At 62.5% G+C, this 21,552-nt stretch carries 21 protein-coding genes, 1 tRNA gene and 1 pseudogene; 13 read left to right on the top strand and 10 right to left on the bottom strand.

Annotated features, from left to right (window positions below; translation table 11 throughout):
• The first annotated feature begins 12 nt into the window (after positions 1-12).
• Entirely contained in the window at positions 13-291 is a 279-nt protein-coding gene (locus L8V01_RS10400) for a hypothetical protein (protein ID WP_269946983.1), read from the top strand.
• 66 nt (positions 292-357) lie between these two features.
• Here L8V01_RS10400 and L8V01_RS10395 read toward each other — a convergent pair.
• Positions 358-439 (bottom strand) — tRNA-Tyr (locus L8V01_RS10395).
• Between the two features lie 109 nt (positions 440-548).
• Positions 549-1,553: a polyprenyl synthetase family protein gene (locus tag L8V01_RS10390; protein WP_269946982.1), complete on the bottom strand. Its 1,005-nt coding sequence runs from the start codon at positions 1,551-1,553 to the stop codon at positions 549-551.
• A gap of 98 nt (positions 1,554-1,651) precedes the next feature.
• Here L8V01_RS10390 and L8V01_RS10385 point away from each other — a divergent pair, with 98 nt between their 5' ends.
• Positions 1,652-2,917, top strand: a complete 1,266-nt coding sequence (locus tag L8V01_RS10385) for a geranylgeranyl reductase family protein (RefSeq protein ID WP_269946981.1) — start codon at positions 1,652-1,654, stop codon at positions 2,915-2,917.
• Here the strand turns inward: L8V01_RS10385 and L8V01_RS10380 are convergent.
• The 6 genes from L8V01_RS10380 to L8V01_RS10355 form a co-directional block, all read right to left on the bottom strand.
• Complete coding sequence (locus L8V01_RS10380; RefSeq protein ID WP_269946980.1) at positions 2,914-3,603, bottom strand: demethylmenaquinone methyltransferase; 690 nt, start codon at positions 3,601-3,603, stop codon at positions 2,914-2,916. The genes L8V01_RS10385 and L8V01_RS10380 overlap by 4 nt on opposite strands.
• 11 nt (positions 3,604-3,614) lie before the next feature.
• Positions 3,615-4,814 carry a glycosyltransferase family 4 protein gene (locus L8V01_RS10375; RefSeq protein ID WP_269946979.1) on the bottom strand — a complete coding sequence of 400 codons (1,200 nt, stop codon included), beginning with the start codon at positions 4,812-4,814 and terminating at the stop codon, positions 3,615-3,617.
• Positions 4,815-4,874: 60 nt separating this feature from the next.
• Complete coding sequence (locus L8V01_RS10370; RefSeq protein ID WP_269946978.1) at positions 4,875-5,345, bottom strand: DUF3592 domain-containing protein; 471 nt, start codon at positions 5,343-5,345, stop codon at positions 4,875-4,877.
• Positions 5,346-6,968, bottom strand: coding sequence for a 2-succinyl-5-enolpyruvyl-6-hydroxy-3-cyclohexene-1-carboxylic-acid synthase (gene menD / locus L8V01_RS10365; RefSeq protein WP_269946977.1), 1,623 nt, complete (start codon positions 6,966-6,968; stop codon positions 5,346-5,348).
• Between the two features lie 63 nt (positions 6,969-7,031).
• On the bottom strand, positions 7,032-7,784 hold the full coding sequence (locus L8V01_RS10360; RefSeq protein ID WP_269946976.1) for a hypothetical protein: 753 nt from the start codon (positions 7,782-7,784) through the stop codon (positions 7,032-7,034).
• 78 nt (positions 7,785-7,862) lie between these two features.
• Complete coding sequence (locus L8V01_RS10355) at positions 7,863-10,265, bottom strand: excinuclease ABC subunit UvrA (RefSeq protein ID WP_269946975.1); 2,403 nt, start codon at positions 10,263-10,265, stop codon at positions 7,863-7,865.
• 328 nt (positions 10,266-10,593) lie between these two features.
• On the opposite strand from L8V01_RS10355, the gene L8V01_RS10350 reads away from it, so the two are divergent.
• Positions 10,594-11,364, top strand: a complete 771-nt coding sequence (locus L8V01_RS10350) for a hypothetical protein (RefSeq protein ID WP_269946974.1) — start codon at positions 10,594-10,596, stop codon at positions 11,362-11,364.
• Between the two features lie 3 nt (positions 11,365-11,367).
• On the opposite strand, the gene L8V01_RS10345 is transcribed toward L8V01_RS10350, so the two are convergent.
• Positions 11,368-12,393: an o-succinylbenzoate synthase gene (locus L8V01_RS10345; RefSeq protein ID WP_394371662.1), complete on the bottom strand. Its 1,026-nt coding sequence runs from the start codon at positions 12,391-12,393 to the stop codon at positions 11,368-11,370.
• Positions 12,394-12,441: 48 nt separating this feature from the next.
• On the opposite strand from L8V01_RS10345, the pseudogene dcuC reads away from it, so the two are divergent.
• The 6 genes and pseudogenes from dcuC to menE all read left to right on the top strand — a co-directional run bounded on the left by dcuC (position 12,442) and on the right by menE (position 17,450).
• Positions 12,442-13,835: pseudogene (gene dcuC, locus L8V01_RS10340) on the top strand (C4-dicarboxylate transporter DcuC).
• A 63-nt stretch (positions 13,836-13,898) separates the two neighbouring features.
• Positions 13,899-14,360, top strand: a complete 462-nt coding sequence (locus L8V01_RS10335; RefSeq protein WP_269946972.1) for a DIP1984 family protein — start codon at positions 13,899-13,901, stop codon at positions 14,358-14,360.
• A gap of 298 nt (positions 14,361-14,658) precedes the next feature.
• Positions 14,659-15,627 (top strand): 1,4-dihydroxy-2-naphthoyl-CoA synthase, encoded by a 969-nt coding sequence (locus tag L8V01_RS10330; protein WP_269946971.1) that lies wholly within the window; start codon positions 14,659-14,661, stop codon positions 15,625-15,627.
• Positions 15,627-15,749: a hypothetical protein gene (locus tag L8V01_RS10325; protein ID WP_269946970.1), complete on the top strand. Its 123-nt coding sequence runs from the start codon at positions 15,627-15,629 to the stop codon at positions 15,747-15,749. The genes L8V01_RS10330 and L8V01_RS10325 overlap by 1 nt, the downstream gene beginning before the upstream one ends.
• Positions 15,750-15,838: 89 nt before the next feature.
• Positions 15,839-16,249, top strand: a complete 411-nt coding sequence (locus L8V01_RS10320) for a DoxX family protein (protein ID WP_269946969.1) — start codon at positions 15,839-15,841, stop codon at positions 16,247-16,249.
• Between the two features lie 64 nt (positions 16,250-16,313).
• Positions 16,314-17,450 carry an o-succinylbenzoate--CoA ligase gene (gene menE / locus L8V01_RS10315; protein WP_269946968.1) on the top strand — a complete coding sequence of 379 codons (1,137 nt, stop codon included), beginning with the start codon at positions 16,314-16,316 and terminating at the stop codon, positions 17,448-17,450.
• Here menE and L8V01_RS10310 read toward each other — a convergent pair.
• Complete coding sequence (locus L8V01_RS10310) at positions 17,447-18,130, bottom strand: metal-dependent transcriptional regulator (RefSeq protein WP_269946967.1); 684 nt, start codon at positions 18,128-18,130, stop codon at positions 17,447-17,449. The genes menE and L8V01_RS10310 overlap by 4 nt on opposite strands.
• Positions 18,131-18,237: 107 nt before the next feature.
• Here L8V01_RS10310 and L8V01_RS10305 point away from each other — a divergent pair, with 107 nt between their 5' ends.
• The 4 genes from L8V01_RS10305 to L8V01_RS10290 are packed head-to-tail and all read left to right on the top strand — an operon-like array spanning position 18,238 to position 21,543.
• Positions 18,238-19,158 (top strand): metal ABC transporter substrate-binding protein, encoded by a 921-nt coding sequence (locus tag L8V01_RS10305; protein WP_269946966.1) that lies wholly within the window; start codon positions 18,238-18,240, stop codon positions 19,156-19,158.
• The gene (locus tag L8V01_RS10300) at positions 19,158-19,868 is read left to right on the top strand and encodes a metal ABC transporter ATP-binding protein (protein ID WP_269946965.1); all 711 of its coding nucleotides are present in this window, start codon (positions 19,158-19,160) and stop codon (positions 19,866-19,868) included. The genes L8V01_RS10305 and L8V01_RS10300 overlap by 1 nt, the downstream gene beginning before the upstream one ends.
• Entirely contained in the window at positions 19,865-20,719 is an 855-nt protein-coding gene (locus L8V01_RS10295) for a metal ABC transporter permease (protein ID WP_269946964.1), read from the top strand. The genes L8V01_RS10300 and L8V01_RS10295 overlap by 4 nt, the downstream gene beginning before the upstream one ends.
• Positions 20,716-21,543, top strand: a complete 828-nt coding sequence (locus L8V01_RS10290; protein ID WP_269946963.1) for a metal ABC transporter permease — start codon at positions 20,716-20,718, stop codon at positions 21,541-21,543. The genes L8V01_RS10295 and L8V01_RS10290 overlap by 4 nt, the downstream gene beginning before the upstream one ends.
• The last annotated feature ends 9 nt before the right edge of the window (positions 21,544-21,552 follow it).

Here is a 21,552-nt window from a genome sequence, read left to right as displayed (position 1 = left end):
TAGATGAGAACAATGTCCCGCCATTCATCCTTAGCAGTTTTGCTAAGGATTACGGCCGTTATTTCATTATTGCTCTGCCTCGGCTACTTCATCGGCAGTTTGAATGCGATGTACGTTGCCAAGGCCCTAGCTGAATCGGATTCCACCTCATTGCCAGATATTTCTCGCAGGCTAGGAAATGGCTTTTTCTACTTCAAGATCGCTGGGGTTTTCTTAGTTGTTTTCCTCGCAAGTGTCTTTGCGGTGTGGCACAAGGCTAAAAGCTCCCGCACCCAGGAACCCAGCCAGTAGATCCCGCCTCACAGCTGCAGGTACGCTTGAACCCCCGCAAGCTTTTGCTTGCGGGGGTTCATTCTGTGCCAGGTAGAAGATTCGAACTTCTGAAGGCAATGCCGGCGGATTTACAGTCCGCTCCCTTTGGCCGCTCGGGCAACCTGGCATGCACTGTGTGGTGCGAGTAAATACTTTACTACGAACCACCCTCCCACCTACAAATCGCCAGCGCATGGGGAAGAATGGGCGGGAAAGGAGGGGGCGTCGCCAAGCAGCTAGCCCACGCGGCGCACCGTGTAATCCGCCAGTTGGCGCAAAGCCTGGCTGGCCGAATTCTCTGGGAGCACAGCAAGCTGTTCTTCTACCGTGCGCAGGTAGGCATTGATGTCTTTCAACGCCTTGTCGCGGCCGCCAGACTGGCGCAGAAGCTCGATGGCACGCTCCACTTCGGCGTCAGAATGCAGCGGACCGGTAAGGAGCTCACGCAGCTTATCGCCCACTTCACCCTCTTCCTCCAAGGCGTAGAGCACGGGGAGGGTAAATACGCCTTCGCGCAGGTCCGTGCCTGGGGTCTTGCCGGAGTCCTTCGGGTCGGAGAAGATGTCAATGACATCATCAACGATCTGGAAAATCATGCCGATGGCGCCACCGATGCGGTACATGGCCGCGGCGTGTTCGGCCGAGGCACCGGAGTGGTAGGCGCCCAGGTAGCCTGCAGAAGCGATGAGCACGGCGGTCTTTTCACGGATGACTGCCGTGTAATGCTCCACCGCATTGGCTTCACCGGCACCAATGGTCTCGCGCATCTGGCCGGTGACGAGCTCTTCAAAGGTATCGGCAAAGTGGCCCACAGTGTGGGTATCCAGCTCGCTCATCAGGCGGGACGCGTGCGCCAAGAGCGCATCGCCGGCGAGGATGGCCACGGAGTTATTCCACCGAGAATTGGCAGACTCCACGCCGCGGCGGCGGTCTGCCTCATCCATGACATCGTCATGATAAAGGGTGGCCACGTGCACCATTTCTACAACGGTGGCGGCCTTAATAACCTCTTCGCAGCCCGGCCGCGGACCATACTCGGAGGCCAGCAGTGCCATCATCGGGCGAAAGCGCTTGCCACCGGCCTTAGACAGGTGGCTGACCTTATCCTTTAAGAAGTCCTGGCCGCGGTCGATTTCACTGCGCAGCTTGTCTTCTACTGCTTTCATGCCCGCACCAATGCGCTCATTGAGCTGCGGATCACCAAGATCCACGTGCGTGGCATGCGATTGACCGTGAGTCATTAAATAGTGTTCCTTGCAACTAAAAGCCAGAGATAATCGATTACCTACCGTAGTCCAAACTGCGCCCCTAAACACACTCGAGGGGTCGAACTCGTGCAATGATAGTCCTCATGTCGGAGCAGATCGATTCCCAAACCTATGTCGAGGTCGCCATCATTGGCGCTGGGCCGGCCGGAGCCGCCGCCGCGATTCATGCCGCACGCGCCGGTTATAACACCCTCCTTATTGATTCCGCGACGTTTCCCCGCGATAAAACCTGCGGCGACGGGCTCACCCCGCGCGCGATGCACCAGCTCGATGAGCTGGGCCTTGCGGTCAACGCCTCCTACCGCAATCGCGGCTTAAAGCTGCACGGCTACGGCGGCTCTGTTACCGCGCCCTGGCCGGAGACCTATCCTTCCCAGGTCGGCACTGCCCTCCCGCGCTTTCGCTTCGACGCCCTGCTTGCCGACGCCGCCCGCACCGCCGGCGCCACCCTCCTCACCGGCACCCCCGCCACCGATCCGGTGATGGAGGGAAACTGCGTAACGTCTTTCCGCGTCGGCGAGACCACCGTGCGCGCCAAGTGGATCATCGTGGCCGATGGTGTGCGCTCTACCTTCGGCAAGAAACTCGGCCGCACCTGGCACCGCGAGGAGGTCTATGGCATCGCCGCACGCTCCTATGCTTCCTCCACGCACGCCGATGAGCCCTGGATGCACTCCCACGTTGAGCTCAAGGACGAAGAAGGCGAGGTGCAGCCCGGCTACGGTTGGATCTTCCCACTCGGACCCGAGCTAGGCCAGGTCAACATCGGCCTCGGTGCGCTTTCGACCGCGCAACGCCCCGCCAAGATCAATACCAAGAAGCTGCTCGAGTTCTACGCCGCCCAACAGCGCCCCGAGTGGGGCCTCGGGGACATCGAGCACGTTACCTCTGCCCTGCTGCCTATGGGTGGCGCGGTGTCCAACGTGGCCGGTGCCAATTGGATGATCATTGGCGATGCCGCCGCCTGCATCAACCCCCTCAACGGCGAGGGCATCGATTATGGCTTGGAAACGGCCGCACTGGCCGTAGATCTGCTCGGCCCGAAGGATTTCACCCTAGCCTGGCCGGCCGTCCTGCGCGAGCACTACGGCGAATCCTTCCTCCTGGCCCGCACGGCCGCACGCCTTTTGACCTACCCCCAGTTCCTACCGCTGGCCGGCCCGCTCGCCCTGCGCGGGCCCATCGGCCGCATGCTAATGCCCGCCGCCGCGCGGCTGATGGGCAACCTCATTACTGATGATGACCGCGACCTCATCGCGCGCACCTGGCGCGCCGCCGGCCGCACGGTCTCGTCCCTCCGCCGCGATACGCCTCTCTGGGATTCGACCGCAGCTTAGGCCGGTTTCACCGCTGAATGCAGCGCCACAATGCCAAAGGTGAGGTTCTGCCAGCCGGCCTCGGCCCAGCCATTGCGATTGATCACCGCCGCGAGCTCTTCCTGGCCCGGCCACGCGCGGATGGACTCCGCGAGGTAGATATAAGCATCTGGATTAGACGAGACCACGCGCGCTACCGGCGGGAGCAGGCGCATCAAGTATTCCTTGTACACGGTGCCAAAAATGGGTACCACCGGGGTGGAAAATTCCGCTACCGCAAGGCGCCCACCCGGCTTGGTCACGCGCGCCATCTCGCGCAGGCCGAGCTCATAATCGTGGATATTGCGCAGGCCATAAGAGATGGTTACCGCATCAAAAGTATTATCCGCAAAAGGCAGCTTCATGCCATCGCCGGCCACCTTCGGCACATCGCGCTCACTGCCGGCAGCCAGCATGCCACGTGAGAAATCACACGCCACGCACCACGCACCGGACTTGGAAAGCTCCACCGTGGACACGGCGGTACCAGCAGCGAGGTCGAGAACCTTCTCCCCCGGCTGTAGGTTTAGCCGCTCGCGGGTGCGCTTGCGCCAATGCGCATCCTGCCCAAAGGACAGCACGGTATTAGTGATGTCGTACTTCTCGCCCACGGCGTCAAACATGCGCGCCACATCGAAGGGCTTTTTATCCAGATCTGCCTTAGACACAAATGATCAGTCTAGGCCACGCGGGCGCCAAGGGCACGAGCCGCCCACCGCGGCAGCTCGGGGCGCTGGCCCAGAATGGTCAGCGGCACCCGGCGAGTATCCTCCAGCACCTCTTCGTAGTAGCCCACGAGCTGCTCACACAGCGCCTTCCATGTCTTGGAGGAGATGGACTCGCGGGCATTGTCCCGCATCTCTTGGTGAATTTCCGGATTAAGCAGAGCATCCACCGCGTTGGGGAGGTCTTCCACGAAGGTCTTCACGTCCAAAAGCAGCCCGTTGTAGCCTTCCTCGATGAGGTCTACTGGGCCACCGGCACGCGGCCCAATAGTTGGCACGCCGGAGGCCTGCGCCTCTTGAATGGACTGGCAGAAGGTCTCGAACTCACCGGCGTGGACGAAGACATCCAAAGAGGCATAGGCCGCTGCGAGTTCCTCGCCGGAAAGCGCACCGGTAAAGACGGCGCTGGGAAGCTGGGCCTCCAGTAGCGGCCGCTCCGGCCCATCACCCACGATGACCAACTGGATATCCTCGCGGCCGTTGAGCGCCGATAGCCGGTGCACGCCCTTTTCCGCGGCGAGGCGGCCGACGAATCCAACCACATTCTTGGTGCCGCTCGGATCCCAGCTACGGCGCAGCTCAGCAGAGCGCTTGGACGGATGGAAAAGCTCTGCATTCACGCCGCGGCCCCAATGGCGCACATTCTTAATGTGGTGCTTTTCTAGATCTCGGATGGTCAGCGAGGACGGCGCCAACGTCATCTGGCAAGAGTTGTGGATCGTGCGCAACCACTCCCACACGCCATAGGCCAGCGCGGAAGCATGGTACTTGGTGGCAAATCCGGCGACGTCGGTCTGGTACAGCGCCACGGCCGGCACGCGCTGCTGGCGGGCGGAGAAGGCGCCTGCCGCGCCGAGTACGAAGGGGCTGGCCAGGTGGATGATATCCGGCTTGAAATCGCGCAGCGCCTCATCCACCGCCGTGGTGGGAACGCCCACCGGCAGCGAATCCACCAGCGGCACGCGCACGGTAGGCACGCGGTAGATGGGGAAACCGAGGTAATCCGGGATTTCCTCCTGCCCCTCACGGGCACCCGGCGCGATGACGATGGCCTCCTGGCCGGTCTCGTGCAGGTGCTCTAAAACGCGCAGTACAGAGTTGGTCACACCATTGACATTGGGGAGGAAGGATTCAGCCACGATCGCAACACGCATGCCACCATAATGGCCTATTTTCTTAAGTTTATGGTGAAGCCAGCGGAAAATCTTGGTTAACTATTTCTCCGCGCGGCGGGTAAAGAAGCTGATTAGCTTCCACATCACGGCCGCAATGAGCGTGGCAACTACTCCCACGGAGATCGCTGGGATGATGGCCAGCGTCCATTCGCGGCCCTCCACTTTTACTAGGTCGGGGTTGTCTAGGGCGTATTGCACCCACACTTGCTGCCCCTCACCCAGACCACTGGGATAGAGCAGCCCATGTTGCGGGGTGTGGTAAATGCCTTCGCCGTCCTGGAAATCCACCGTGGTGCGCAGCATTCCCACGTCCTTGACCGTGGCCAAAGCGCGCGCGGGGTGGCTGGCAATGGCGTGGTCATTGAGCGCCGGCCCGATGACCATGCCCACCACGCCCACCAGCGCGGCCAGGTACAGCGCCAGCGTGAGCTGGTGCAGGCGCCGGCGATAGACCGCGGGCGTATAGCGCGGCACCACCGCGGCGTGCGGCTTATGCTGCGGCGGGGTCACTTACTGGCCCACCTTTGCGGTGAGCTTCTCATTGAGCGCCCGGCGGGTGGCACGGGTGGTTTTTGCCTCCACGACGGTGATACCGGTGGAGTATTCCTTGAGCTCCGCCAGCGTATCCAGCAGCTCCTGCGGGGTGGTGACCTCACGGTAATCTGCCTCATAGGCTTCTGCCAGCTTGCCGACGTCCACCCCATGCGGCGTTCCAAACGCCGGCTCAAAGGACTCGCGCAGCGCATCAGCACCCTGCTCAAGGGTCTCGAAGATACCGCCGCCGTTGTCATTGGCCACCACGATGGTGAGGTTTTCCGGCCGCGGTTGGTCTTCCGGGAGGAGCAGGCTATTAGCGTCATGCAAGAAGGTGACATCTCCCATGAGCGCCATAACTCGTGGGGCGCGCCAGTTGGTGGGATCCAGCGATTGCGTGGCCAGGGAGATGCCGATGGTCTGCGCGATGGTTCCGTCGATGCCGGCTGCCCCGCGCGGCGAATACGTATCGACGCCGTCGAAAGGCAGGCCTACCAAGGCTGCATCGCGCACTGGATTCGAGGCGCCCAGCACCAGGGTGTCGTTGACGGAGAGCGTATCTCCCACCGCGGCCGCGACGTGCAGCCCGGTAAAGCCCAGTTCCTCATCCTCGAGGGTCTCGCGCACAGCTTGCCCGGCCATATCGGTTGCGCCTTCGCAGATCTTCATCCACTCGCGGCTCGGCTCGCCGGTGACCTTGACGGTGGTGCCGAGCCGGGCGTCTTCGCCGCGCTGATTGGTGAAGTCCTTGGTGCGCGAAAGCACCACCAGCTCGATATCCGGGTCATTCATCAGCGCCAGCACGCTGCGGTGCAGTGTTGGGTGCCCCACAACGATGACCTGCTCGACCTTGGTATTGACCACATAGTCATTCGCGGAGACCTGCGCCTTGCGGAAGATATGCGCCGCCGCTGGGTGCACCGGATGATACGGGCCCGGCGCGCTCGGCTCCGCGATGGTCGGCACATCCTGCAGACCCTCTACCTCCCAGGCCTCATCGCCAGCGATGACCAGTGTGTTCTTACTCAAGTCCACGGCCACCTCGCCGTGGTCGACAAATATCGGTGCTGACTCGCGCGCGCCGTCACCGGAGGTGTGGTCCGGCAGGGTGGCGTCGACAAGCGGGGCGTCAAAAGCCACGTTAACGTGTACCTGCAGGTCCTCGCGGAAGCGCTGCGCCATCGCGGCAATATCGTCCGCTCCGGTGACCTGAGTGGTCTGCGCATAGACGCCAAAGATGCCTTGCTGCTCGATGGTCTGCGAAGCCCCCGTGCCCACCAAGCGCTCCGGCCGATCCGCGCTGATAATGGCCAGCGGCGTATGCGAATAATGCGCCTCCACGACGGCAGGCAAGGTATTGGCTACCGCAGTTCCCGAGGTCATCACCACGCCAACGTGGCGGCGCTGCACCCGCGCCATGCCCAAGGCGGTAAACGCTCCCCCGCGCTCATCCAAGCGGGTGTGTACGCGGATATCATCGCGGGCCAACAGGGCCAGCGAAAGCGGCGCATTGCGCGAGCCAGGGCACAGGACCACATCCGTAAGGTGCCGGGCCAGCTGGGCGGCTACCTTCTCAGCCAACTGCATCGATTCATTCATGCCGCCCGATTTTACCTGCCCGCGCACCATTTCCCTTACCGGGCAGGTGCTGGGCGCCCAGTTCTAAGCGCCCTGCTGGTCGGCCGGCTGCTCGCCGCCGCCCAAGAGATCGTTGAGGAGGTCCTCTATGTTCACGTCGCTGCCGTTATCCAGCTGGTCTTGCACCTCTGGCGGCAGCTCGGTCGGGATATCAGAAGGCAGGTCATTCTGGAAGTCCGGCAGCTTTGGCAGCTTATTGGAATTCTCATCCTGCGTATCCGGCTCATCGGTCTGCGTCACGGTGGTGGGAACTTGCGTGGTCAGCGTCTCCGTCACCGGCTCTGGATCCGGCTTATCCGCCTCGCCCGCGGCGTTGCGCCACAGGAAAAACAGCACGGCTGCAGCCAGTACGGCTAGCACAGCGATGGCCGCGAAGACGCCAGCAATGGCGCCGCCGCCCTTCTTCTTGCGCTTTTCCGGCTGGTCCGGGTCATAGTCCGACGGAACCGGCTCGTATTCCGGCTGCTGCGCGTACTGCTGGTTATATTGCTGACCGTAGGCCTGCCCTTGCCCCTGACCACCCTGCGGCTGGTAGCTCTGGCCGTAGCCTTGCTGGTAGCCACCGGCCGCATCGAATTGACGAGTCTCATTCTGTGGCTGCTGCTCGCCCGGAAAGTACTGCTTGGGGTGCTCGCGGCGCTGCTGGTCACGGTTGGGACCAGCGGCATTATCGGGTACGCGGCCTATCTGGCGCGTGGCATCATCCGCCGGGCTGGACCAGCTGCGGGTTTCATTATTATCGCCATGGTTTCCGCCTTGAGGGCCTTTAGTAGTCATACTTTCTACCTCTACCCCATTTGGCTGTGAGATCCCAGAGAGTTCTCCGATAGCTTACGGGCAGATAATGCTGGCCGCTTAGTTCTCCTGCCGCGCGCGCAAGGCGCGGCCGGTGGCGGTATCCTCCTTGGCTACCTGCGCTGGGGTGGCATCCGCGATGATCTGGCCACCGTCTTCACCGGCGCCTGGGCCCATCTCAATGATGCGGTCCGCATTCGCCATCACCGAAAGATCATGCTCGACGACGACCACCGTATGCCCAGCATCCGCCAGCTTGTGCAGCTCGGTATTGAGTAAGTCGATATCGGCCGGATGCAGGCCCGTGGTGGGCTCGTCTAACAGGTAAACCGTATGGCCGCGGCGGGAGTTTCGGGAGCGCTGCAGCTCCGTAGCCAGCTTAATGCGCTGGGCCTCGCCGCCGGAGAGCTCAGGCGCACCTTGGCCGAGGCGGAGATAGCCCAGGCCGACGGCCTGCAGCGTGGCGATAGCGCGGTAAATCTTTTCTTCCTCGGCGAAGACCTCTGCGGCCTCGTCTACGGTAAGCTCCAAGATGTCCGCAATGGTGCGGCCCTGCCAGGTCACCTCGAGGGTCTCGTCGTTGAAGCGGGCGCCGCCGCACTCTGGGCAGGTGGTGTACGAGCCCGGTAGGAAGACCAGCTCCACCTCGATCTTGCCCGCGCCACCGCAGATGGGGCACTGGCCTTGCTTTACGTTGTAAGAAAAGCGCGAGACCGTCCACTTGCGCTGCTTGGCCTCATCGGTGGAGGCGAAGAGCTTGCGAACGTTATCGAAGAGCCCGGTATAGGTCGCCAGCGTGGAGCGTGGGGTGCGGCCGATGGGCTTTTGGGTAATCTGCACGACGCGCTTGACCTGGTCAAAGCCCTCCGCACGCTTGACGGACCAGCCTTGTTCTTCGGCTTCCTCCTCGTCGGAAACGGCCGTGGCGGATTGGCGCAGTAGGCCGGCGAGCACTGTACTGACCAGAGTGGACTTGCCCGAGCCGGAGACACCGGCAACTGCCGTGAATTGGCCTAAACCAAAGTCCACATCCAGATTGTCGATGCTGCGCGCATTAATGCCGCGGAGGGTGAGGTGGGAGGAGGGGGTACGGGAGTCCTCGGCAAGCGCGAGCGTGCGGTTGGCCAAGGCGCGGGCGGTGGGGGTATCCGCGTCGTAGTCTGCGACCGGGCCCGAATAAACCACGTTGCCGCCGCGCTCGCCGGCCAGCGGTCCGACGTCCACGAGCCAATCCGCCTGCGCGACCAAATCCATGTCATGCTCCACCAAAAGCACGGAGTTGCCGGCCGCGATGAAGCGGCGGCACATCTCCATGACCGCATCGCGCTCATCTGGGTGCAGGCCGGCCGAGGGCTCGTCGAGCACATACGCCACGCCAAAGAGGCCGGAGCGCAGCTGCGCGGCCAAACGGATGCGCTGCATCTCGCCGCCGGACAGGCTCTGCGTCGGCCGATCCAAACTCAGGTGGGCCAAGCCGAGCTCAAGCGCCGAGGTCAACGCGGGAAGAATCTGTTTAAGCAGCAAATCCTCGGCCGAGTTCTCTTCCGGATTCTGCTTGCTGAGCACCGCATGCACCCTATCCAGCGGCAGCGCGCCCAGCTCATCGATGGGCATGCCCGCATAAGTCACCTGCAGCGCGGCCGGGTTGAGGCGGCGGCCGCCACAGGTTTCACACTCACGCGATTCCATATAAGAAAGGGTCCGCTTGCGCAGCGTATCCGATTGGGTCTCCGCCAGCGTCTTATTCAGGTAGCTGGCCACCGAGCGCCACGTGCCCTCGTAATTGCGCTGAATCTGGTCCTTGCCGCGCAGGGGCTTGACCGTGACGACGGGGCGCTCTTCGGTAAAGAGAATCCAGTCGCGGTCCTCTTGCGGCAGGTCCTGCCACGGCGAGTCCAGGTCATAGCCTAAGTTCATCAAGATGTCGTGGAAATTCTTGCCGGCCCAAGCACCGGGCCATGCTTGGATGGCGCCTTCCTCGATGGAGAGGGTGGGATCCGGGACCATGGACTCCTCGGTGGGCTCATGAACCACGCCCGTGCCGTGGCACTGCGGGCACATGCCCTCCGGGGTATTGGGCGAAAAGGAATCCGAGTACAGGCCCTCCGGGTTATCACCGGCGCGCGAATAGAGCAGGCGCACGCTATTCGAAAGCGCGGAGACCGTGCCGACCGTGGAGCGCGCACCGCCGCCGGAGGTCGATTGCTGCAGCGCGACCGTCGGCGGCAGGCCCTCTACCTGGCTGACCTGTGGGTCGACGGCCGAGCTAATGAGGCGGCGGGCGAAGGGTGCTACTGATTCGAGGTAGCGACGCTGGCCTTCGCCGTGAATCGTGCCGAATGCCAGCGAAGACTTGCCCGAACCAGACACTCCCGTGACCGCGACGAGCTTGCCACGGGGCATATCGACGTCGACGTTGCGCAGGTTGTGCAGGTGGGCATCGCGGACCTTGATAGTAGACATGTCCTCTAGCGTACGCACAGGTGGCGGGCTGGGCAGCGAGCTCGGTCCTGGCTTTCCGCCGCCGATCGCGATCTTTGTCCATCTAAATCAGGGATTTCGTCGACGGTTTGGGTGGTTTGTATGGACGAAAGTCGTGATCCCGGCATTTCCGCGGAACCGAATCCTCAGCGCAGCAGTCTAAAAGGCTATGTACACACGAAAAGACCTATTCGAAGAAGGATTGACTCAATATCGAATTGAAAAGGAGGTGGCAGAGGGCAGGCTCCTTCGGCTTAGGCGCAACTGTTACGTCCCAGCGCAGGCGAGCGCGAAGGATAAGGTAGCCGCAGTGGCGCAGCTTTATCCAGATGCGGTGTTTACGGGAACGGCGGCGCTCGCAGCATACGGCTTATGCGAAGTGCGGCTGCCGGCGACGATTCGGATAGACAATAGTCGCCGGACACATGCCAATGAGCTAGTGCGCACGGTGAGGTCGCGGCCGGTGCCAGCAAATCGGGTAAAAGGCGTGCGGATGGCATTGCCGGCGCAAGCGGTGGCAGATGCCCTCAGCTTTGAGCGCTGCGGCGAGTGGCTGCTGAAGGAAGCGCTGGCGCAGGCGTATCGCGGGCTCAACGGGAGGGGTAGGTTTGCGGCCGATTTAGAGATGGTGACCAGCAAGGAAAAGGATGCACTTCGCACACTGGCGGAGGAGGCGCCGGTAGGTACGGCGTCGAAGTGGGAGCAGCGGATATACCACGAGATGCGGCGGGTGGGCCTTAAGCCTGTGCCGAATTTCCGGCTGGGACCGTACACCTGGGATCTAGGTTTCAGGGCGGGAACGACGGTGGTGGACTTGGACTCGCTGTTTTATCACGCGCCGGAGAATAATCACCGGGAATTCCTCATCGGGACGTGGAAGACCAATCATGCGGTGCAACACGGGTGGGCACCGCTGAAGTTTACGGATGAGTGCACCGACTACCACCTCAAGCTGGTGCTGGAAACGGTGCAGAAAACAGTGACGCATCGACGTAGCGTGCGCGGGTTAAAGACTAAGCCGCAGAAGGTGCGGCGGGCGCTGGTGACCCCAGCATGGAGGTTTCACCAAAGCTTGCTCTAAACCCTATTTAGCAAGGTGCTGCCAGCAGTCGCGGAGGCGATCGAACCACCAGTCGCGGCGGTCGGCGGGGGCGGCGAGCGCAGCAAGGCGGTCTGGGTCGGGGGCGAGGATATCGGCGGGAAGGTAGCCATCGACAAGCGGGCGCGGGGCGGTGACGTCTTCTTCGAAAAGGGAACCGGTGGCGAGACCGGCGGCGGCCGGGGTGACGTCGATGTCCTCGTCGTCGTAGATGCGCGGGAGAGCGGCGACGGCCGCAAGGCCCATATTGATGCCAATGGAGGTATCGAGCGCGGAGGCCACCGTGATATCCATGTGGCGCTGGCGCAGGTGTTGGGCCACCTCGAGGACGCGGCGCACGCCGCCGAGCGGGGCGGGCTTGACCACGGCGACGTCCGCTGCCTGCAACTCGGCGACGCGATAAGGGTCGGCAACCTTGCGAATGGATTCATCAGCGGCAACGCGTACAAAGAGGCCGGCGCGCATAAGGCGGCCACGGACTTGGGCGAGCTCCTCAGTGGTGGCGCACGGCTGTTCCATATAATCCAGCGGCATCATCATCTGCGCGGCCTCGACCGCCTCATCGACGCTCCAGCCGCCGTTGGCGTCCACGCGCAGGATAGGGATTTCGCCGCGTTGGGTGACGGCGTCGCGGACGGCGCGGACGCGAGCGGCGTCGTCGGCAAGCGTGTGGCCCTTTTCCGCCACCTTGATTTTGAAGGTGCGGCAGCCGGGGTAGCGCTCCACCACGGCCGGAACCTCGCTGGCGGGCACGGCCGGAATGGTGGCGTTGACCTCGATAGAATCGCGCACCGGCTCCGGAAAACCCTCGTATGCGGCCTCGAGCCCGGCGCGCAGCCAAGCAGCGGACTCGGCCGGTCCGTACTCCAGGAAGGGCGCGAATTCGCCCCAGCCGGCTGGGCCATCGATGAGCAGGGCCTCCCTGGTGGTGATGCCGCGGAAACGCACGGCGAGGGGGAGGGAAACTACGTGGGCGCGGTCGAGGACGTCATCGATATGCATGGCCTTCATGGTAGCTTTCATCTAGAAGAAAGGTCTTGGTGGTGCTACGTTCCTACTATGCTCTACCTCCTAATTTCCCTGTTAGCGATAGCTGCGGTGGTTTATCTCATCTATAAAAAAGTTCACGCGGCCACTGCCATCTTCGCCGCAGGCGTAATACTTCTAATGCTCGCAGCACTCACCGGTCGTGCGGAGTTTCGCACCACGGAAATCGAAGCGACCGGTAATTCCTTCTATGATCAACTCCTTGTCATTGATGCCCTGTTTAAAGAGCGTTTCTCAGGCATCGGCATGGCCATCATGGTGCTATTTGGATTTGTCTCGTACATGCGCCACATCGGTGCAGACGCAAAGACCGTCGTTGTCTTATCGTCACCACTCAAACGATTTAAAGGCTCGTACTGGTTGGTACCAGTCGGCTTCATTTTGGGCAGTTTGCTCTCACTCGTGATCCCCTCAGCCGCTGCGTTATCACTACTTTTAGTAGCTACCCTCCTGCCCGCACTTATCGCTGCAGGCCTCACACCCCTGACTGTGGCTGCCATCGTGGTCACTTCATCCACCATCATGCCCACCCCGCTGGAAGCTGGGCTCATCCAAGGCGCGGATCTAACAGATATGACCGTAACCGAATTTGTTTACGGTTCAGTTGCCTATGCTACCGTTCCTACCCTCCTCGTCACGGCTTTCGTACACATGTGGTGGCAGCGCCATTGTGACAAACAGGAGGAATCATCCGGCTCCACGGATGCTGGGCTGACCGATGCCGCCACGGAACAATCCATTGCCCGCGCCGCCACCCTTCCTGGCTACTACGCCGTATTGCCATTGTTGCCATTGCTCCTAATCGTGGTCTCTGCTGTCCTCGAGCGAGTCGGCGTACTCTCTTTCGAGGCTGGAATTCTGCCTGTCACGGTAGTCTCTCTCTTTATCGCGATGAGCATCGAATCTATCCGTCATCGCACCATCACCGGTGCCATCGACTCCGCCGCTGGCTTCTTCAAGGGTATGGGCGAAGGCGCCGCCGGTGTGGTTGCACTCCTTGTTGCCGCCGCGGTCCTAGTAGAAGGCATCACTCAAATGGGTGTAATCGATATGCTCATATCGACCGCCGAAAACTCCTCTGGCGCGGCCGTGTTTATTGTTCTCATCTTCGTTGCCGCTACCGCCGCCATGGCTGCGCTCACCGGCTCCGGCACCGCTCCCTATTTCGCCTTTCAGAGGTCGTTCCTAATCTGGCTTCCCAGACCTCCATCCATGCACCGCAGATGCTCACCGCTATCTGGGGCACGTCCAACCTCATGCGACAAGTCTCGCCGGTCAATGCCGCCATCCTTATCGTAGCTGGAGCTATCGATGTCAATCCGATTCGTCTGGTAAAGCGTACCGCCGTACCAATGATAGTAGCGACAGTACTTAACACGCTTTTTGCGTTTATGTTTATCAGCTAGTTTTCATTGACCCCTCCCCCGCTCTGCGCTATTTTGGGAACCCATACCAATAAAGGAGGAATTATGCTGCTAGCTGAGGCATTGGCGGAGCGCGCGCAGGCGCAGGAGCGCCTCAATAGCCTGCACGAGCGGCTGCTCACCGTGGTCCGCGTGCAGGAGGGCGATACCCCGGATGAGGATCCGCAGGAGCTGCTGCGCGAGCTCGACGGCGTGGCAGGGCGCATCGATGAGCTGGTGCAGGCCATTAACGCGACGAATATCGCCACCGCCTTTGATGAAAAGATGAACTTGATGGAGGCCCTCGCGCTTCGCGACGGTCTCTTGCGCAAACGCCGCATTTACCACGACCTGGCGCAGCGGGCGGGCACGCGCTCGGATCGCTATTCCCGCAACGAGATTAAGTTTGTCTCCACCATCCCGGTGGCGGAGCTGCGCAAGCGCGTAGACGATCTCTCCAAGCAGTACCGCGAGCTGGATACCCGCATCCAGCAGCTGAACTGGAATACCGAACTGAAAAACGGATAGTCATATCGCGCGCTACCTAAAGGCGCGCGATGGTAGCCCACACACCCTGCAGCGAGCAGGCCCCCACCCTGGAGGGGAAAATCCTGGGACACAGGCCCCCTTTAGCGCTTTTCAAAGGGGCGGGGAGTTCGACTCTCCCCATGGCATGGAGTACCGCGCTGGTATGGCGTACACGGGTATTGTGCGGGGCAACAACCTCGCAGTATCGCACATTGATTATTACCGGCCTGCTGGGCAGTGTGTGTGGGTGAGGGTTGGGAATGGGGACTATTCTTCTTTTGCCACTAAGCTGGCCGTCATGAGCGAGCAGAGAAAATACAGCACCGATAATCCGTTCCGGCCGGAATTATGGCATTCCGTAGAAGGTTTTGAGGACCTGACGGATATCACCTATCACCGGCTCAACGGCGAGGGCCGCAAGAACGGCATCGTGCGCATCGCCTTCGACCGCCCTGAGGTGCGCAATGCCTTTCGCCCGCATACCGTAGACGAGCTCTACCGCGCCATGGATCACGCCCGGCGCACGCCGGATGTGGGCACGATTTTGCTCACCGGCAATGGCCCGTCCAAAAAGGACGGCGGCTGGGCGTTTTGTTCCGGCGGCGACCAGCGCATTCGCGGCCGCTCCGGTTACCGCTACGCCACCGAGCACGCCCACGATGACGCCACCGCAGATGAATCCGCCGTGGACACCGCCCGCGAAAAGGTGGAGGGCGGCCGCCTACACATCCTCGAGGTCCAGCGCCTTATCCGCACCATGCCGAAGGTGGTCATCGCCGTGGTCAATGGTTGGGCGGCCGGCGGCGGGCACTCGCTACACGTGGTCTGCGATATGACGGTCGCCTCCCGTCAAGAGGCGCGCTTCAAGCAGACGGATGCGGACGTGGGATCCTTCGATGCCGGCTATGGCTCGGCGTATCTGGCCAAGATGGTGGGCCAGAAATTCGCCCGCGAGATCTTCTTCTTGGGCCGCACCTACGATGCCCAGCGGATGTACGAGATGGGCGCGGTCAATGAGGTCGCGGACCACGGCGAGCTCGAAGACGCCGCCATCCGTATGGGCCAGGAGATCAACATGAAGTCCCCCACCGCCCAGCGCATGCTGAAGTTCGCCTTCAACCTCACCGATGACGGGCTTATGGGCCAGCAGGTCTTCGCCGGCGAGGCCACTCGCTTGGCGTATATGACCGACGAGGCCGTCGAGGGCAAGGAGTCCTTCTTAGAAAAGCGCGAGCCCAACTGGGATAGCTTCCCGTACTACTACTAATGCTTATCGCTTTTTGCATCATCCTCGCCGGCGCGGCCCTCGGCGGGGTCATAGGCGCTAGGGTGTGGCTACTGCGCAAGATTAAAGACGCCCAGAAGAAGGAAGAGCGACCCTTCGATTAGGCTTCCTGCCTGGCATTTCCAGCGCCTTATCCCGCACCCAAGCGGCGGGTGTTGCACGCAGATTTACTTTATGCGTAAAGTAAACGCTCATGAAATTGAGTTCTTCCTTCACCATCCTTGTCGCGCGCATTGTCCTCGGCGCAGTCCTAATCGCCCACGGTTGGCAAAAAATCCACGAGTGGGGCATCAGCGGCACCGCCGATAGCTTTGCGGCCATGGGCGTTCCGGCCGCCAGCCTGGCTGCCGTCGTCGCCGCCGTCATCGAATTCGGCGGTGGCATCCTCCTCATCGCCAGCCTATTCACCCGCATGGTGGGCGCGCTAGTAGCGCTTAACATGATCGGCGCGGGCATTTTTGCCGATCACTTCACCACCGGCATCTTTGTTAACGAAGGCGGCTGGGAGCTCGTCGGCGTCATCGCCGCGGCGGCCCTCCTGCTCACCAGCGTTGGTGCAGGCGCCATTTCCCTGGACCGGTTGCTCTTTGCCAAGAAATCCTAAACAACCATCGACTCACCCCGGCACCAGCCGGGGATTTCTGCGTTTTCCTCTTAAAATCGCCACCGTGACTATCCTCTCCCCGCTCCCGGTTGACCCCCATGCCCCGGCCGCTATCCTCCCGGACCTGGAGGCAGCCATTGCCGGGCAGGCCTGCTTTTTACCACTCCCGCTTGCCGACGCCACCCGCGCCACCCTCCTGCGCAATACCCAACGCGCCGGCGAGCCCATCGACCCCGATATCGCGCTCGTGATGTCCACTTCTGGTTCCACCGGCACCCCGAAGGGCGCGCAGCTCACCCCGGCAAACCTGGTGGCCAGCGCGGATGCCACCCACAAGGTGCTCGGCGGCACCGGCCAGTGGCTGCTGGCCATGCCGGCCCACCACATCGCCGGCATCCAAGTGCTGGTGCGCTCGCTGGTGGCGGGTGTGGACCCGCTGTGCATAGATCTCAGCGAGGGCTTCGATATCCCCACCTTCGCCCGCGCGGCCGCAGAGCTCGACCACACCGGGGACCGCACCTATACCGCGCTCACCCCGCTGCAGCTAGCCAAGGCCATGGATTCGGTCGAAGGGATCGACGCGCTGCGCACTTTCGATGCCATCTTGGTCGGCGGTGCGGCCATCAACCCGCGCCTGCGCGCGGCGGCTGCAGATCTGGGCATTGCGGTGGTGGCGACGTACGGGTCGTCCGAAACCGCGGGCGGCTGCGTCTACGATGGCCGGCCGATCCCCGGCGCGCAGGTCCGCGTCCAGGACGGGCGCATTCTCTTGGGCGGGCCCACCATCGCCCATGGCTACCGCAACGCGCCCGAGCACAAGGCCTTCCGCGAGCCAGGCTGGTTCGCCACGTCCGACGGCGGCTTCATCGACGCCGGCACCCTCACCGTCACCGGCCGACTGGATAATGTCATCGACTCCGGCGGCCTCAAGCTGCACCCAGAGGCGCTGGAAACCGAAATCCTCAAGGTCAAGGGCGTGGACCATGCCTGCGTCGTCGGCGTGCCGCACCCGCGGCTCGGCCAGGCCATCATGGCGGCGTATACCGGCTGGGCCGATATCGGCGATATCCTCGAAGCCCTCGAGGACGCCGAACTTCCCCGCTGGCAGATACCGAAAGACATCAAGCGCCTCGCGGAATTTCCCACGGCCGGGCCGGGCAAGATAGACCGCCGGGCGGTGGCGCGCATCTTCGGCGCTTAGCCACCTTCCACGTCGCGCACCGCAATCTCGCGCGCCGCGGATTCCCCGAGCGAAAAGCTGGCCCCATCATCCACGGCGACCTCTAGGAGGCCGGCTACCGGCGGGGCAACGACGGTCAGCCGCACGCCGGGACGAACCCCGTGTTTGTCCAAGTAGCGCAGGAATTCGCCATCGGCGTCATTGACCTGTTCCATGGTGACGGGGGAGTTGGGTGGGACGTCGGCAAGCGTAATGCGCGAGAGCGGCTCGGCCGTACCATCGGCCGCCGGAATGGGATCGCCATGGGGATCGCGCACGGGGGCGCCGAGGAAAGCATCGATGCGCTCGACAAACCTATCGGTGGTCGCATGCTCCAAAATCTCCGCTTCCTCGTGCACCTCGTCCCAGGTATAGCCCAGGGTGCGCACCAAGAAGGTCTCGAGCAGCCGGTGGCGGCGCACCATAGCCACGGCCAACTCGCGGCCTTCCTCCACAAGCCGGACGCCAAAGTAACGCTCGTGTTCCACTAGGCCCTTGGCCGCGAGGCGCTTGACGGCCTCAGAGGTGGTGGGCAGCTTTTGGCCGGCAGCCTTGGCCAGATCGCCGAGCGGCATGGCGGTATCGGAACCCGCCTTTTCCTCGTGGTTCCACAAAATCTTGAGGTAGTCCTGGGTGCGTTCGGGCAGGTCGCTTACGTGCATTCCCCCATCGTAGTTCATCCTATTGCTTTCATAAGGTTCAGTATGTATGTTTTTAAAAGTTCACACTATTGAACTTTGGTATTCATTTCTAATTTAAGGACCTTTCGTTGCAGAAATCCACCGCACTTCCCCTCGCCGTGCTGCTCGCCGCCACCGTGCTAACGGCGTGCTCCAGCGGCGATGACAACCATGAAAATGGCTTGAAGCTCTTCGCCACCACCGGCTACTTGGCCGACGCCGCCGCCAACCTCGCCCCCGATGCCGATATCACCACCATGGTCGGCCCCGGCGGCGACCCACACACCTACCAACCCACCACGCACGACATCGAGGCCATGAAAAACGCCGACCTTGTGCTCTGGAACGGCCTTCACCTCGAGGCACAGATGGTGGACCAGCTTGAGTCGCTGGGAGAAAAACAGCTCGCGGTGGGCGACCAGCTCGCTGAGCAGGACCTCTTACCCTGGCCAGATCAAGGAAAGGGCGGCGAGCAGCTCTTCGATCCGCATATCTGGAATAGCCCCAAGCTGTGGAGCCAAGCCGTCGAGAGCATCGGCGAGAAGCTTGGCGATATCGACTCCGAGCACGCCGCGGACTACTCCACGGCCGCCGATAACTATGAAAGCCAGATCGCCGCCGCCCATGACAAGGCCGAAAAGGAACTCGCCGCCGCCAAGCCCCGCGTGTTGGTTACCGGCCACGATGCCTTCAATTACTTCGGCACAACCTTCGGCTTTGAAATTCACGCCACCGATTTCGTCACCACCGAAGCAACAAAATCCGCCACCGAGATCTCCGAGCTGGCCGATACTATCGCCGATAAAAAGGTCCCCGTCATCTTTAAAGATAACCAGGCCAACCCGCAGGCCATCACCTCGCTGAAGCAGGCCGTGGAATCCCGCGGCTGGAAGGTCACCGTCTCGGACGAGGAGCTCTTCGCCGATACCCTCGGTCCCGATGCGCCCACCAATACCTACCTCGGGGCCTTCGAGCACAACGCCCACGCCGTGGCAGAGGCCCTAAGCTAATGCTGCGCGCCACACACCTGACCGCGGGGTATCCGCGCACGCCTTTGCTTACCGACGCCACCTTTGCCCTCACCCCCGACACCATCACCGGCCTCGTGGGCGCCAACGGCTCCGGCAAGTCCACCCTCGTGCGCACCTTGGTGGGCCTGCTTCCACCGCTTTCCTGCGAATCGCTGAGCTTTGATGGCACGGATCTTGCTCACTTCCGCCACCGGCTCGGCTATATGCCGCAGCACGCGGATATCGACTGGGAATTTCCGGCCACGGCCTTCGATGTCGCGCTTATGGGGCGCACCGCCGGCCTGCGCTGGTGGCAGTGGCCGAGCCGCACCGATAAGCGCGCCGCCCGCGACGCGCTCGCCCGCACCGGAATGCAAGAGCACTTACACCTGCCCATTTCGGCCTTATCCGGCGGCCAGCGCCAGCGCGTCTTACTCGCTCGCACGCTCGTGAGCGATCCCGAGCTCATTATCTTGGATGAGCCCTTTGCCGGGGTCGACGCCGCCAGCCAGCGCGCGATTATGGATGTGCTGCACAAGCTGCGCGCCGATGGCGCCACCATCCTGCTGGTCCACCACAATCTGGCAGAAGTCGCCGATTTCTGTGATGAGGTCCTCATGGTGGGCCAAGGCCGCCTCATCGCGGCCGGGCCTACTAAGCAGGTACTCACCGAATCCGCCATCGCCGAAATGTTTTGCCTGCCGTCATGAACCCACTCGCACTTTTCCAGGATTTCACCTATACGCAGGCGCTTTTGGGGACGGTACTCATCGGAGCCTGTGCCGGTGCGCTCGGACCGTTAGTCTATGTGCGCCGCACCAGCTTGCTGGCCGATGCCATCTCGCATTCCTCCCTGCCCGGCCTGTTGGCCGCCTTTATCGCGGCCACGGCCCTAGGGTGGGACGGCCGCAATATCTGGCTGCTTTCTGCCGGCGCCATCCTCACTGGCGCACTGGCCGTCGGCTGCATTCACCTGATTCCGCGGCTGGCCCCGCTGGGATCGACCACCGCCATGGCCGCTACGCTTACCACATTCTTCTCCGTCGGCATGCTGCTCATGCAGTATATTTCCCGCCAGCCCTTGCCCGGCAAGGCCGGCATCCAGGTCTATCTCCTGGGAAACGCGTCCACGCTCACGCGCGCCGATGTGAGTTCTGCGCTCGTCATTGGCGGCGGCGTCTTGCTAATTCTTTCTTCGGTACACACTCGGCAAGCCGCCGTCGCCTTTGACGCCCCCTTTGCCCGCGTAGCCGGCATCCGTACCACGGCCCTAAACGCCCTCAGCTTCCTCGCCTTAACCGCCATCACGGTTATCGGAGTCAAGGTAGTCGGCGTGGTCCTCATGGTGGCTGTGGTCATCAGCCCGGCCGCAGCCGCCCGCCCCTGGGTCCACCGCCTGCGGCCCTTCATCGCCCTGGCCGGCTGCCTGGGCGCGCTCACTGCCGCCGCGGGCTGCTACCTTTCCATCGCCTTCGGCCCGCTGCCTACCGGCCCCATCATCGTGCTGGCGCAAGCCGCCGCCGTAGCCCTCAGCCTTGTCACCAGAAAGCTCCGCCCATGACCCTTGCCGCTACCGCTTGCCTCCTCGCCGTTCTTACCGCCGTGGCGTGCGCGCTGCCCGGCACCTTCGTGGTTCTCCAGGGCCAGGCCATGCTTATCGACGGCATCGGCCACGCCATCCTTCCCGGCATCGCCGTGGGCTACCTGATAACCTCCGACATCAAGTCCCCGCTGCTGCTCCTTACCGCCGCGGCCGGCGCCCTGGCTGTTGCGCTTGGCACACGGTGGCTGCAGCGCAGCGCGCTGGTTACTGCCGACGCCGCCCTGGGCCTCATCTTTCCCGCCCTCTTTGCCGCCGGCGTCATCCTCATCTCCACCCGGATGAGCCACGTGCATATCGACGTCCACGCCGTCTTGGTCGGCGATGTTAACCTCGCCGCCTTTTCCAATCCCCACTATTGCTATGTCATGGCCGCCGTGCTTGCCGCTAATGCGATCTTCCTCGCCCTTACCTTGCCGCGGCTTGCCGCCACGTCTTTTGACGCCCCGTTCTGCACCGTGCGCGGGGTCCGCTCCCGCGCCGTACAGACAACGTTTATGGCGGTCGTCGCCTGCACCGCTACCGCCGCCTTCCACGCCGCCGGCGCCATGCTGGTTATCGCCTTGATGGTCTTTCCCACCATGACCGCGCGGCTTATCACCCGCCGCGTGCCCGCCCTAGTGCTGGCCGCCTGCGGCATCGCTGCGCTAAGCGCAGTAGCAGGATTCTGGCTGGCGTACTACCTGAATGCGGCCACCTCGGCCGCTATGACGGTCACCAATGCCGCGCTCTTTTTCGCGGCGCTGGCCGCGTATCGGGTGCACCGCCGCGCCTACCTACGCTGATTGCCGCCC

Origin of the sequence: Corynebacterium curieae (genome assembly GCF_027570035.1) — a bacterium.
Lineage (GTDB): Bacteria > Actinomycetota > Actinomycetes > Mycobacteriales > Mycobacteriaceae > Corynebacterium > Corynebacterium curieae.
The sequence above is the reverse complement of the archived record's forward strand: the minus strand, read 5'-3'. Positions and strand labels throughout refer to the sequence as shown.